Annotated in this window: 12 protein-coding genes; all 12 read left to right on the top strand. The window is 41.5% G+C overall.

The window, feature by feature from the left end:
• Positions 1-35: 35 nt before the first annotated feature.
• The 12 genes from glmU to yabQ all read left to right on the top strand — a co-directional run bounded on the left by glmU (position 36) and on the right by yabQ (position 13,185).
• Complete coding sequence (glmU, locus tag ACGTNH_RS20915; RefSeq protein WP_394589021.1) at positions 36-1,412, top strand: bifunctional UDP-N-acetylglucosamine diphosphorylase/glucosamine-1-phosphate N-acetyltransferase GlmU; 1,377 nt, start codon at positions 36-38, stop codon at positions 1,410-1,412.
• A gap of 16 nt (positions 1,413-1,428) precedes the next feature.
• A complete protein-coding gene (locus ACGTNH_RS20910; RefSeq protein ID WP_394589020.1) occupies positions 1,429-2,382 on the top strand; it encodes a ribose-phosphate diphosphokinase in 954 nt (317 codons plus the stop codon).
• A gap of 89 nt (positions 2,383-2,471) precedes the next feature.
• Positions 2,472-3,137: a 50S ribosomal protein L25/general stress protein Ctc gene (locus ACGTNH_RS20905; protein ID WP_394589019.1), complete on the top strand. Its 666-nt coding sequence runs from the start codon at positions 2,472-2,474 to the stop codon at positions 3,135-3,137.
• 133 nt (positions 3,138-3,270) lie between these two features.
• Positions 3,271-3,834 (top strand): aminoacyl-tRNA hydrolase, encoded by a 564-nt coding sequence (gene pth / locus ACGTNH_RS20900; RefSeq protein ID WP_394589018.1) that lies wholly within the window; start codon positions 3,271-3,273, stop codon positions 3,832-3,834.
• A 68-nt stretch (positions 3,835-3,902) separates the two neighbouring features.
• Positions 3,903-4,133: an anti-sigma-F factor Fin gene (fin, locus tag ACGTNH_RS20895; protein WP_394589017.1), complete on the top strand. Its 231-nt coding sequence runs from the start codon at positions 3,903-3,905 to the stop codon at positions 4,131-4,133.
• A 49-nt stretch (positions 4,134-4,182) separates the two neighbouring features.
• A complete protein-coding gene (gene mfd, locus ACGTNH_RS20890) occupies positions 4,183-7,719 on the top strand; it encodes a transcription-repair coupling factor (protein WP_394589016.1) in 3,537 nt (1,178 codons plus the stop codon).
• Positions 7,720-8,117: 398 nt separating this feature from the next.
• Positions 8,118-8,654, top strand: a complete 537-nt coding sequence (spoVT, locus tag ACGTNH_RS20885; protein WP_394589015.1) for a stage V sporulation protein T — start codon at positions 8,118-8,120, stop codon at positions 8,652-8,654.
• 84 nt (positions 8,655-8,738) lie between these two features.
• Positions 8,739-10,319 carry a putative polysaccharide biosynthesis protein gene (locus tag ACGTNH_RS20880; protein WP_394589014.1) on the top strand — a complete coding sequence of 527 codons (1,581 nt, stop codon included), beginning with the start codon at positions 8,739-8,741 and terminating at the stop codon, positions 10,317-10,319.
• On the top strand, positions 10,316-11,776 hold the full coding sequence (gene yabN, locus ACGTNH_RS20875; RefSeq protein WP_394589013.1) for a bifunctional methyltransferase/pyrophosphohydrolase YabN: 1,461 nt from the start codon (positions 10,316-10,318) through the stop codon (positions 11,774-11,776). The genes ACGTNH_RS20880 and yabN overlap by 4 nt, the downstream gene beginning before the upstream one ends.
• On the top strand, positions 11,773-12,033 hold the full coding sequence (locus ACGTNH_RS20870) for an RNA-binding S4 domain-containing protein (protein WP_394589012.1): 261 nt from the start codon (positions 11,773-11,775) through the stop codon (positions 12,031-12,033). Before yabN ends, ACGTNH_RS20870 begins: the two co-directional genes overlap by 4 nt.
• A gap of 247 nt (positions 12,034-12,280) precedes the next feature.
• Positions 12,281-12,592, top strand: a complete 312-nt coding sequence (gene yabP / locus ACGTNH_RS20865) for a sporulation protein YabP (RefSeq protein WP_394589010.1) — start codon at positions 12,281-12,283, stop codon at positions 12,590-12,592.
• On the top strand, positions 12,589-13,185 hold the full coding sequence (yabQ, locus tag ACGTNH_RS20860; protein WP_394589009.1) for a spore cortex biosynthesis protein YabQ: 597 nt from the start codon (positions 12,589-12,591) through the stop codon (positions 13,183-13,185). The genes yabP and yabQ overlap by 4 nt, the downstream gene beginning before the upstream one ends.
• The last annotated feature ends 2 nt before the right edge of the window (positions 13,186-13,187 follow it).

Raw genomic sequence — 13,187 nt, 5'->3', positions numbered from 1 at the left:
TATTCATAGTGGATAAATAGGATGGAGGTTGCTTCATGACCCAAAAATATGCAGTTGTATTAGCCGCTGGCCAAGGGACGCGAATGAAGTCGAAACTATACAAGGTTCTGCACCCTGTTTGCGGCAAACCGATGGTTGAACATGTGGTTGATCAATTAAATAAGCTTGAATTAGATGAATTAATTAGTGTTGTAGGTTTTGGCGCTGAAAAAGTCCAGGATCAGCTTGGTGATAAAAGTCAGTATGTCGTGCAAAAAGAACAGCTTGGTACAGGCCATGCGGTTCAACAAGCAGAAGACATTCTGGCAAATAAAGAAGGTGTAACGATCGTTGCTTGCGGTGATACTCCTTTACTAACAAAGGAAACACTGCAAAATATGATGAATCATCACATTGAAACAGGAGCTAAGGCAACGATACTAACCGCTCATGCTGAAGATCCAACTGGATATGGCCGTATTATTCGCGGCGGCAATGGACAAGTAGAGCGAATTGTTGAGCAGAAAGATGCTTCTGAAGATGAGCAAGCCGTTCAGGAAATTAATACAGGGACGTATTGCTTTGATAACAAGGAGCTATTTGAATCGCTTCAAAATGTGTCTAATGATAACGCTCAAGGAGAATACTACCTGCCAGACGTTATTCAAATCCTTCAAAGTCAAGGCGAAGTTATCAGTGCCTATCAGACAACTGATTTTTCAGAATCATTAGGGGTAAATGACCGTGTAGCACTGTCAAAAGCTGAGAAAATGATGAAACAGCGTATTAACGAAACGCATATGCGTAATGGTGTATCGATCATTGATCCAGATAATACTTATATTGGACCTGACGTCACATTTGGCCAAGATGTGACCGTGTATCCTGGTTCTATTGTTGATGGGGATAGTCATATTGAAGATGATGCCATCATTGGACCACATTCGAACATTACCCAATGCAACGTTGGGGAAGGTACGGTCATTAAACAAAGCGTAGCTGCAAACAGCAGAATTGGAGCTCGTGTTCAGGTTGGACCATTTGCTCACATTCGCCCAGATTCTGACTTAGGGAATGATGTGAAAATCGGTAACTTTGTAGAAGTGAAAAAAGCTGAATTCGGCGATGGAAGTAAAGCCTCTCACTTAAGCTACATTGGTGACGCTAATGTAGGCTCCGGCGTGAACATTGGGTGTGGTACAATAACAGTGAACTACGACGGCCATAATAAATTTTTGACGACAATCGAAGACGATGCGTTTATTGGATGTAACTCAAACTTGGTGGCTCCGGTCACTGTAGGCAAAGGAGCATATGTTGCAGCGGGATCTACGATTAATCAAGACGTACCTGCAGAGGCTTTGTCCATTGCCAGGTCTCGTCAGACAAATAAAGAAGGCTATGCTACTAAATTCCAGAATAAAAAAGACTAACGGAGGGTTCAAATCCATGGCAACTGGATACAAGGATTCAGCATTAAAAGTATTCTCTCTTAACTCAAACCCTGAGCTTGCTAAAGAAATTGCTGAAAATATAGGGACAGAATTAGGAAAGTGTACAGTCACCAGCTTCAGTGATGGGGAAATTCAGATTAATATCGATGAAAGTATTCGTGGATGCGATGTTTATGTCGTGCAATCGACATGTGCTCCGGTCAATCAACACATAATGGAACTTTTAATCATGATTGATGCGTTAAAACGTGCATCTGCCAGGTCGATTAATATTGTTATGCCTTATTACGGATATGCAAGACAGGATCGAAAAGCAAGAGCGAGGGAGCCTATTACAGCGAAACTTATCGCTAACTTGCTTGAAACGGCTGGAGCTTCCCGAGTGATAATGCTGGATCTGCATGCCCCGCAAATACAAGGATTTTTCGATATGCCAATTGACCACCTTGTAGGTGTACCCATCTTATCCGATTACTTCAAGTCGAAGAACTTCGATGATGTGGTCATTGTATCACCAGACCACGGTGGAGTAACGAGAGCCCGTAAAATGGCTGACCGCTTAAAGGCTCCAATTGCCATTATTGATAAGCGGCGCCCTAAGCCTAACGTAGCTGAGGTTATGAATATTGTAGGTAACGTTGAAGGAAAAACGGCTATTATGATCGATGATATTATAGATACGGCGGGAACGATTACGCTCGCAGCCAATGCTTTAGTGGAAAATGGAGCGAAGAACGTGTATGCTTGTTGTACACACCCTGTTCTTTCAGGTCCTGCACTGGAGCGAATTGAAAATTCTAAGATTAAAGAGTTAGTTGTAACGAATACAATTCCACTCGGAGAAGAAAAAACAATCGATAAAATTACAGCACTCTCCGTCGCTCCGCTCATTAGTGAGGCGATTATCCGTGTGCACGAGCGTCAATCTGTAAGTATCTTGTTTGATTAAGAAATACTTTTGTAATGAAAAATGTTTAACTTCTGTTAGAAAAGGGAACCTGAATATAATGAATGGTTAATTAACTGGAGGAGATTATTTTGGCAATTACATTAAAAGCAAATCAAAGAAAAGATCTAAAACAATCAGTGACACGTGAACTGCGACACGAAGGAAACGTTCCTGGTGTTGTATATGGTAAAGATAAAGAACCTGTAAACGTTGCAGTCAATAGTCTTGAACTGTTAAAGACAGTACGTGACGAGGGTAAAAACGCAATTATATCACTAGATATTGATGAAGGATCTACAGTTAATGTTATGCTTCATGAGTATCAAATCGACCCGTTAAAGGACGAGCTTATTCACGCTGACTTCTATATTGTCAATATGTCCGAAGAGATGGATGTAGAAGTACCAGTACGCCTGGAAGGTGAAGCAGCAGGAGCTAAGGAAGGCGGCGTTGTACAACAGCCGTTATATGATTTGGCTATCCGTGCGAAGCCGGGCGACATTCCTGAAGAGATCGTTGTAGATGTTTCTGAATTAAACATTGGAGACGCTGTTATGGTAGGGGATCTCAAAGAATCTCGCAAGTATGAGATTACAGAAGATGAAAATACAACGATTGTTTCTGTAACTCCGCCGGAAGAAATGCCGGAAGAGCCAGACTTGGATAACGCAGATGCTGAACCTGAGCGTGTCGGTGAAGAAGCCGATGATGAAGGCTCTGATAATGAAGAAAACAGTGAAAACGACGATAAATAATCTTATAATAGAAGCATAGGGCGTAGCCGATGGTTGCGCTCTTTTTTTACGTAAACAGCATTCTGACAATTTTTTTATCATAGGTTTGTTATAATGAAGCGAATATGAATGACAGGATAAAGGAAGATCATATATGAAGTGTATTGTTGGATTAGGAAATCCAGGTAAAAAATATGATAAAACGCGTCACAATATCGGTTTTATCATTCTCGATGAATTAGCGAAACAAAACCACTGGACCCTCTCTCAAGATAAGTTTAAAGGGCAATATACGATAGAGCATGTAAAAGGAGAAAAAATTCTTTTGCTGAAGCCTCAAACGTATATGAATTTATCTGGTGAGTCGCTTCGTTTATTCATGGATTATTATGAAATAGAGGAAGAAGATATACTTGTCGTATACGATGATTTAGACCTGCCGCCAGGAAAAATCAGGCTTCGTCAAAAAGGTGGACATGGTGGTCATAATGGCATTCGTAATATTATCACTCACCTTGGGACGAAAGATTTTAATCGTCTACGCGTAGGTGTTGGACGGCCGGGCGGCTCAACGACAGTAGTTGACTATGTACTTAGTCCATTCAGCGAAGAGCAGCAAGGTCCTGTAAGTGAAGCGATTACACAATCTGTCAAAGCTTGTGAATCCTGGATGGGGCAGTCTTTTAATGAAGTAATGAATGACTTTAATGTAAAATAAGAACTGTATAACCTTGCAAAAAGCCGGCAACAATAGTGACATGTACTGCTAACAAGGAGAGTGTATGTATGCTAATTAACTATATATGCCGGCATTGTCAACGCCAAGTAGGAAAACTAGATCGTGAAAGGGTCGAGGTTTCTGAGCTTGGCTTAGAGTGTTTGTCTGAAGATGACCATAGAGAAATGATTACGTATGATCGTGAAGGGAATATGAACATCAAGACGATATGTGATTCGTGTGAGCGATCCCTTCAACAGCATCCTCATTATCATGAGTTAGACTTTTTTATTCAGTAAACCAGAACGTCTCCACTTAAGAGCGTTCATGGTGGTGGAGGAGTATGTTATGGACGGTATTAAAGAGTATTTGTATCCTCAAGATGATATTCATTCGGTGGTCGAAGGTTTTCAATCTGGTATGAGAGAGCAAATGGTGGCTGGTTTGTCAGGAGCTTCTCGAAGTGTGATGATTTCATTGCTTCGCGAATCGTTAGAACGTCCTGTATTAGTTGTTACCCATCAGCTGATTCAAGCTCAACAACTATATGATGATTTAGCGGAGCTTAGCGATAAAGAAGAAGTTTCTCTTTATCCAGTCAATGAGTTGATCGCCTCTGAAATTGCAGTAGCTAGTCCCGAGTTAAGAAGTCAGCGGATTGAGGCTTTAAGTCAATGGCTTCACCAGGACTCCGGCATTCTCATTGCCCCTGTTGCCGCTTTAAAACGGATTATGCCGCCAAAACATTATTGGGAGCACAACATGCTCCCTTTTCGTGTTGGTGAAGAAATTGATCTGGATGAATATTTAAGTCGTTTTGTCAGTATGGGCTATGAACGTACGGATATGGTGGCCAGTCCAGGCGAATTCTCTATTCGTGGAGGCATTATAGATGTCTATCCATTAACAGCGGAATATCCATATCGTATTGAACTGTTTGATACCGAGGTGGACTCGATTCGAACGTTTGATTCGGAAACGCAGCGATCGCAGGAAAAATATGATTTTGCGCACGTAGGACCTGCAACTGAAATGTTGTTAACCGAAGAAGATTTTACAAGAGCATCTCATAAATTAGAGGAAGCGCTTAGTCACTCTTTGCAAAAGCTGACAAAATCTGAAGCTAAAGAAACACTGACTTCATATATTGAGCGTGATATAGAGCAATTGCAGCACCGGGAAAGATTTCAGGAAATGTATAAATACATTGGTTATTTTTATGAAAAACCTGTTAGTTTACTAGATTACTTACCAGAGAATGGGTTAATTGTTCTCGATGAAATGAGTCGGATTCAAGAAACAGCTGGGAGACTTGATCACGAAGAAGCGGAGTGGCACAATAGTCTGCTTGAGGTTAATCAGATGGTTCGTGACCTTCGTATATCTTTTGACTGGCATGATACGTGGGCAAACATGCAGCAGACAAAGCTTTATTTATCTGTATTTATGCGTCACATACCTAATACTCAGCCGCAGAATATCGTTAACATCTCCAGCCGTCAAATGCAGCAGTTTCATGGGCAGATGAATTTGTTGAAAACCGAAATGGACCGCTGGACGAAACAGGGATATAGTGTAATCATCTTAGCTCCTGACGACCAGCGGGCAGAAAAAATTCATTCGGTACTGGATGATTACCAAATGGAAGCAGTGGTGGCTAAACAGCAGCCTAAGCTTCCAGTTAACATTCCAACTATTGTAAAAGGAAATATCAGCAGTGGATTTGAATGGCCGATGCATAAATTAGCCGTGCTGACTGAGAATGAACTGTTCAAGAAACGTACCGCAAAGCCTAAAAGGCGGCAGAAACTGTCGAACGCCGAACGAATTAAGAACTATCAAGAGTTAAAGGTCGGCGATTATGTTGTTCATGCGAATCATGGAATCGGGAAGTACATCGGAATAGAAACTTTAAAAGTGGGCGACAGTCATAAGGATTTTCTTATGGTGAAGTACTCTGGAAATGATAAACTTTTCGTTCCCATTGATCAGATTGATCTTATCCAAAAATATGTCGGCTCTGAAGGGAAAGAGCCCAAAGTATATAAGCTCGGCGGCAGTGAGTGGGCGAAGGTTAAGAGCCGTGTTCAATCCTCGGTTGAGGATATTGCAGATGACCTCATTCAACTCTATGCTGAACGAGAAGCTTCTAAAGGACACGCTTTCGGTGACGATGGTGAAATGCAGCGTGACTTCGAAGCTGCCTTCCCCTATGAGGAAACAGAAGATCAAATCCGCTGTATTGAAGAAATTAAAGAAGACATGCAGAGAATACGCCCGATGGACCGTCTGCTTTGTGGAGACGTGGGATACGGGAAGACAGAAGTTGCGATTCGGGCAGCCTTTAAAGCAGTGGAGAATGGAAAACAAGTCGCACTGCTTGTGCCAACGACAATTTTAGCGCAGCAGCATTTCGAAACGATGCAGGAGAGATTCCAGGATTTCGGGATCAATATTGGCCTGCTTAGTCGGTTCCGCACGAAAAAGCAGCAGAAAGAAACGACAGACCGCTTACGTAAAGGACTTATCGATATTGTTGTAGGAACGCACCGCATACTATCGAAGGATATACAGTTTAAAGATTTAGGCTTGCTTATTGTGGATGAGGAGCAGCGTTTTGGGGTGAAACACAAAGAAAAGATTAAACAATTGAAGTCTAATGTAGACGTGTTGACCTTAACAGCTACGCCTATTCCAAGAACCCTTCATATGTCAATGTTAGGTGTAAGAGATTTATCTGTCATTGAAACACCGCCTGAGAACCGCTTCCCCATCCAGACCTATGTTCTTGAATATAACCCTGTATTTATGAGGGAAGCTGTGGAGCGTGAGATGGCAAGGGATGGGCAGGTATTCTTCCTGTTTAATCGTGTAGAAAATATCGAAAGAATGGCCCAGGAAATATCCGCTCTTGTACCTGAAGCAAGAGTGGCATTTGCTCATGGACAGATGAATGAAACGGAGCTTGAGAATGTGATGTTCTCCTTCCTTGAAGGGGAGTTCGACGTTCTCGTCAGCACAACGATTATTGAAACAGGGGTGGATATTCCGAATGTAAACACCCTCATCGTATTTGATGCTGATCGAATGGGTCTTAGTCAGCTCTATCAGCTAAGAGGGAGAGTTGGACGTTCCAACCGCGTCGCCTACGCCTATTTCACTTATCAAAAAGATAAAGTGTTAACCGAAGTAGCGGAGAAACGGTTACAGGCCATTAAAGAGTTCACAGAACTGGGATCCGGTTTCAAAATTGCGATGCGTGATTTGTCTATTCGAGGAGCTGGGAATTTGTTAGGTGCCCAGCAGCATGGCTTTATTGATTCTGTAGGGTTTGACATGTATTCTCAAATGTTGAAAGACGCGATTGAAGCTAAACGTCAAGGTATAGAACCCGAAGCTGTGAAGCCATTCCAAACAGAACTTGATCTCAACATAGATGCGTATATTCCAGAAGAATATATTTCGGATGAAAAACAAAAAATCGATATGTATAAGCAGTTTCAAGCGATTGAATCCGTGGAAGATATCCACGATTTACGAGATGAACTGATCGACCGCTTTGGTGATTATCCGGACGAAGTAGAAAACTTATTCCGTGTCTCTACGATCAAATACTATGCCAAGCAAGCCCGGATTGAATCTATATCCGAGAAAAAGAGAAAAATTGAAATGCTGATGGAGTCTAATCAAAGTCAGCAAGTAGATGGGGCAAAATTATTTGAAGTCGCTAATGAATATGGCCGGATGATTCAACTGGGAACCGAAGATGGTCAATTGAAAGTAACAATTACCTGGGACCGTCAGTCGGCATTGAAGCGTTATAATGTAGTGGAAGAATTTCTAGAGAAACTCCCACAATTAACGCGCGAAGCGACAAGTGCATAAAAGAAATAGGACGGGAAAAAACTGAATAAAGTATAAAATAATCCGAACGATTTTATAAAAATCAGTTCGGATTATTTAGGTTACATATAATGTACGCCGCTCCGTTCAATGGCACGGGCTCAGCCTCAGTCTCAGCTTCTTAAAGAGAACTAAGACTCTGTTCAAGCTGGTATTCTTCTCACCGGGAGACCGTCTTTTTGAAATTAAAAATGCAACAAGTAAATATATACTTGAACGAAAGTTATAAAAGCTTACAACTGCTGCTCCCGCTACTTTTTAATTTTTATGCATAGGTTTTTTATGGTGTATCATACTATATTTATCACCCGTTTATTCTGTATGGGAAATTTGTCAGGATAATGCAGGTTGTAGCATCATGAAAGGGAGGCAGCAATTGAATGAAAGCAACTGGTATTGTTCGTCGTATCGATGACTTAGGCAGGGTTGTAATACCTAAAGAAATTCGTCGTACTTTGCGTATTAGAGAAGGCGATCCATTGGAAATTTTCGTTGATCGTGAAGGTGAAGTTATTTTGAAGAAATACTCTCCAATTAGTGAACTTGGCGATTTTGCCAAGGAATATGCGGAAGCCTTACACGATTCTTTGAAAGTGCCGGTACTTATTTGTGATCGGGATGAATTTATTGCCGTCGCAGGCGAGTCGAAGAAGTCCTATTTAAATAGGCAGATTGGGACGCTTATGGAACAGGTTTTGGACAAGCGGACTGCAGAGTCAGAAAAGCATCCGCAGCCTGTAGAAATCGTGCGTGATCAGGAAGAGGACGTTATTTCTTATATTATTTATCCTATCATAGCGCAAGGTGATCCCATTGGGTGTGTGGCTGCTTTTAACAAAGAAGGTTCACCGATTGAAGAAGGTGCTCGAATAGCTGTTGAGACAGCTGCACATTTCTTAGCCAAGCAGATGGAATAGCTCGAAAGCCAGGTCTATCAAGAGATCTGGCTTGTTTTGTGCTATAATGGAACCACTTATTTTATGAATGGGAAAGGGTAAACCATGGAACAAACCAATGCGTCAAACCGGCTGATTAAAGGGGCCCTGTTACTGACAATGGCAGGGTTAATCGGCAAAATTTTAAGTGCCGCTTACCGGATTCCTTTACAAAATATCGCTGGTGATCTCGGCTTTTATATATATCAACAAATATATCCCGTATTAGGGATGGCCCTCATGCTTTCGCTGTACGGATTCCCGGTTGCCATTTCCAAGCTGGTGTCCGAGCTTAACGATCAAGGGGTAAAGCTGACACTCCGATCTTTTTACATACCTGCTTTTGCTTGGTTGTTTGTCATTTGTGGAGGGATTTTTCTGCTTGGGTATACTCAAGCAGGCCAATTGGCCGCGGTTATGGGTGATGAGCAATTAACTTCTTCGTTGCAGGCTGCTTTTTGTGTGTTTCTGCTTCTTCCGTTTTCTTCGCTTATACGCGGGGTCTTTCAAGGAAAAGGGATAATGGAGCCAACGGCGGTTTCTCAAGTAAGTGAACAGCTCGTCCGGGTTTTTGTCATTATAGGAAGTGCCATTTATGCAGCAAGGGCAGATAATCTCTACCAGATCGGGATTGGCGGAGCACTATCTTCTATTCTCGGGGCTGCAGCAGCAGCATGTGTTTTATTCGTATTTTGGCTGAGAAACGGAAAGGTACCTGCGGGCCAAGAAAATATAAAGCCCGGCTTTTTTGCAAAAACAATCTTTTTTTATGGAGTATTCATTTGTTTGAATTATATGCTGTTGCTGTTTCTCCAATTAATAGATGCTCTTACATTCGTACCCGGGCTGCAAACCGCGGGTATTGGATTAGAAGAAGCGAAAACAGCTAAAGGTGTATTTGATCGCGGTCAGCCGCTTATTCAATTAGGGACGGTATTAGCGTCGTCTCTTGCTTTAACATTAGTGCCCTCTGTGACCAAAGAACGGAAAGAGAAGGAACCTGAACAAGTGAATCGTTATATTTTCGGAGGGATCAAGTATTGTCTCTTAATTGCTGCAGGTGCAACTGCCGGTCTTATCACTCTATTTCCTTATGTAAATGAAGTTTTTTTTCAAAATTCAAAGGGATCTTCCCCGCTCCAGCTGCTTATGCTTGTTATTTTGTTTAGTTCATTAGCAATTACGCTTTCGTCGTTGCTTCAAGGCCTTGGAAAAGTAGTTCATACCGCCGTTGTGGTGATTGCTGCTTTGTTTGTGAAGTGGGGATTGAATATAGGCTTAGTCCCTTTATTTGATGTTTATGGAGCGGCGGCCGCTTCCGTTATTACCGTCATATTTGTGGTAGGGTGTCATCTCATTTTATTACATAAAGAGTACCATTTCATCAATTGGAAACGTCTGCCCTGGCTTGCCTTATTTGGTGCGCTGAGTGGTATGACAGGGGTGCTGATTGTGCTGGAACTCGGAATGACGGGTATCGAACACCGGCTTGCTTTACTGGCATACTTGCTGATCATTATAGCGCTTGGAGCTTCCGTTTATTTGTACTTGCTTATTCGGTTTGGGGCGTTTGAACAAAAGGAATTAGAGCTTCTCCCTTTTGGAGAAGTGTTCGTTAAATTTTTACCGAGAGGAAGGAAAGTATGAATACAATTTCGATCGTTGGACTAGGAGCTGGAGATATAGAGCAGCTCCCTTTAGGAATCTACCGCAAGCTGCAAAAGGTAGAGGGTGCGATTTATGTAAGGACGATGGGTCACCCCGTCATTTCAGAATTACAAAAAGAGGGGCTTGCTTTTGAGAGCTTCGATTCTGTTTATGAAGCACACGATCAATTTGACGATGTATATGAAGCTATTGTACGGCAATTAGTGGAAGCTGCTAAACACCAGCATGTGATCTACGCGGTGCCTGGTCATCCGATGCTGGCGGAACGAACCGTCCAGCTGCTTATCGCTAGTGATGAGGTGAATGTGGAAATAAAAGGCGGACAAAGCTATTTAGATGATCTGTTTACAGCCTTGAAAATTGATCCAATTGAAGGCTTTCAATTTATTGATGCCACTTCTTTCGTACGAGATGAACTTCAGTTACAGCATCATTTAATCTTCTCTCAGGTTTACGATGCGATGATGGCATCGGAAATAAAACTTGTACTTTTAGAAGATTTGCCACCGGAGTATAAAGTGACCGTCGTTACCGCAGCGGGAAGCAGCAGCGAGCAGTTAGTCACGGTTCCTCTCGAGGAGTTAGATCGTGCGGTTGCCGTAAATAACTTAACGAGTGTGTACGTTCCGCCTGTAAAACGGGGAAGTTTAAATCATCAGTTTTTCCGTTTGCGTGAGGTGATTCGTACCCTTAGAGGCCCAGGCGGGTGTCCGTGGGATCAAAAGCAAACGCATGATTCCCTGAGAAAATATTTGATTGAAGAAGCGTATGAGTTTATTGATGCTGTTAATCGTGAAGACGATGAACATATGGTTGAAGAACTCGGAGACGTGCTGTTGCAAGTGATGCTGCACAGCCAGATTGGGGAGGACGATGGCTTTTTCTCGGTTGATGATGTGATCCAGTCGGTTACAGAAAAAATGATTAGGCGTCACCCTCACGTGTTCGGACAGGCTCATGTTGACAATGCCGAGGATGTACTGACAAACTGGGATGAAATCAAGAAACAGGAAAAAGGCGAAGAGCCTGAATCGTTGTTAGATAGCGTACCGACAAGTTTTCCTGCGCTGTTACAAGCTGAAGATTTGCAAAAGAAGGCTTCAAAAGTAGGATTTGATTGGGATAACGTCGAATTAGTTATAGAAAAGGTAGAAGAAGAATGGGAAGAGTTTTTAGAAGCAAAGGAAGCGGATAATAAAGCTGAAATGGAGAAGGAGTTTGGAGACTGGTTATTTGCAATTGCGAATGTTGCCCGTCATTATAAAATTAATGGGGAAACAGCATTGCAGCGAACAAACCATAAATTCAGACACCGTTTTGCCTCTATGGAAAGACAAGCGAACAGCGTAAATCGTACATTAGACGATTATTCATTAGAAGAGATGGAGCAATTATGGGTTCGTGCGAAATATGAGAAGGAGGAAGATAAAGGATGAGATTAGATAAGTTCCTGAAGATCTCAAGGCTGATTAAACGTCGTACGCTGGCTAAAGAAATAGCCGATCAAGGTAGAATTAACATAAACGGCATACCTGGTAAAGCAGCGACAAAAGTAGATGTTGGAGATGAATTGATGATTCAATTTGGGCAAAAGATCTTAACCATCGAAGTGAAGTCACTACGGGAAAATGTAAAAAAAGATGAAGCGGCCACCCTTTATGAAATAAAAAAAGAAGAACCTGTAAAACAATAGCCACATCATTATAATAATTAGAACCATAGTTGCTGGAATGCATAGGCGGATAGAAATGGGAGCATATGGTGCTCTTTAGATTCTTCACTATGTTTGCAGAAAAGGAACAGAAAATTATTTTTAACCAGAAAAACTTTCGAGTAGAGGCCCTGAAGAAAAGGGTCTTTTTCTTTTTTACAGATTGTAATCCGCAAGTTCTAATTAACCCTTTCTCATCATAGCTTGTACTAGAGAAGGAGGCTGTGAAATGGAAGGGTATGATAAGAATATTAGCGGGCGTAATAGTCATATTCATCAAGCTGAACATAATGTTAAGGTGTGGAATCGTCGCAACCTTGAAATATCAGGAGTAAAAGAAGTAGACAGCTTCGACAGTGAAGAATTTCTTCTGCAAACATCAATGGGCTATCTGGTGATCCGCGGGGAAAATCTACAAATGAAAAACCTGAACTTAGACGATGGACAAGTAACTATTAAAGGCAGAGTTTATGAAATGACGTACTTAGATGAAAATCATGGGGAGAAAGCTAAAGGTTTATTTAGCAAGCTGTTCAAATGACGTTAACGACTCAATTTATGACCATGATTTCAATGATTGCAGGTGGAATCTATATTGGGGCAGCCATGGACACCTTTGAACGTCTATTTCATAAAAGAAACAAGAGAAGCTGGCTTGAGTATGGATGGCAGTCTGCCTTTTGGATCACTCAGGCTGCTTTTCTTTTTTTTATTCTGTATTCCGTAAACTATGGGGAGATACGGGTATATATATTTGTCGCTTTACTGTGCGGTTATGCTGCTTACCGTGCCTTATTTCAGCGAAGCTATAACCGCATATTAGAGTTTAAGATTCGAATTTTTGTAAGTATATTTCGTTTCCTGAAGCGTCTTTTTGACATTTTCATCGTTTGGCCCCTCACAACTTCAATCATAATATCGAAAAATGTACTATTATGGGTTTATCGATTTTTATATAAGGGTATATTTATAGTGTTTACTGTCGTTTTCTATCCTATTTTGTTGCTTTTCCGTCTCATTTGGAAGCTGATACCGGAAAAAATAAAAAAATATTTACTCCATTTAGCAGGATTTTACGATACAATAAAGAATATTATAGTTAATAAATGGAATAGCAAAAACAAAGATGAATAAAG

The sequence above is a fragment of the Halobacillus sp. B23F22_1 genome, from assembly GCF_043497005.1.
GTDB lineage: Bacteria > Bacillota > Bacilli > Bacillales > Halobacillaceae > Halobacillus_A.
Note: the sequence above shows the minus strand (reverse complement) of the source record. Positions and strands in the feature narration are given on the sequence as shown.

Coding starts and splice junctions, on each gene's coding strand:
- glmU (WP_394589021.1), top strand. CDS start 36: ATGACCCAAAAATATGCAGTTGTATTAGCCGCTGGCCAAGGGACGCGA.
- ACGTNH_RS20910 (WP_394589020.1), top strand. CDS start 1,429: ATGGCAACTGGATACAAGGATTCAGCATTAAAAGTATTCTCTCTTAAC.
- pth (WP_394589018.1), top strand. CDS start 3,271: ATGAAGTGTATTGTTGGATTAGGAAATCCAGGTAAAAAATATGATAAA.
- fin (WP_394589017.1), top strand. CDS start 3,903: ATGCTAATTAACTATATATGCCGGCATTGTCAACGCCAAGTAGGAAAA.
- mfd (WP_394589016.1), top strand. CDS start 4,183: ATGGACGGTATTAAAGAGTATTTGTATCCTCAAGATGATATTCATTCG.
- spoVT (WP_394589015.1), top strand. CDS start 8,118: ATGAAAGCAACTGGTATTGTTCGTCGTATCGATGACTTAGGCAGGGTT.
- ACGTNH_RS20880 (WP_394589014.1), top strand. CDS start 8,739: ATGGAACAAACCAATGCGTCAAACCGGCTGATTAAAGGGGCCCTGTTA.
- yabN (WP_394589013.1), top strand. CDS start 10,316: ATGAATACAATTTCGATCGTTGGACTAGGAGCTGGAGATATAGAGCAG.
- ACGTNH_RS20870 (WP_394589012.1), top strand. CDS start 11,773: ATGAGATTAGATAAGTTCCTGAAGATCTCAAGGCTGATTAAACGTCGT.
- yabP (WP_394589010.1), top strand. CDS start 12,281: ATGGAAGGGTATGATAAGAATATTAGCGGGCGTAATAGTCATATTCAT.
- yabQ (WP_394589009.1), top strand. CDS start 12,589: ATGACGTTAACGACTCAATTTATGACCATGATTTCAATGATTGCAGGT.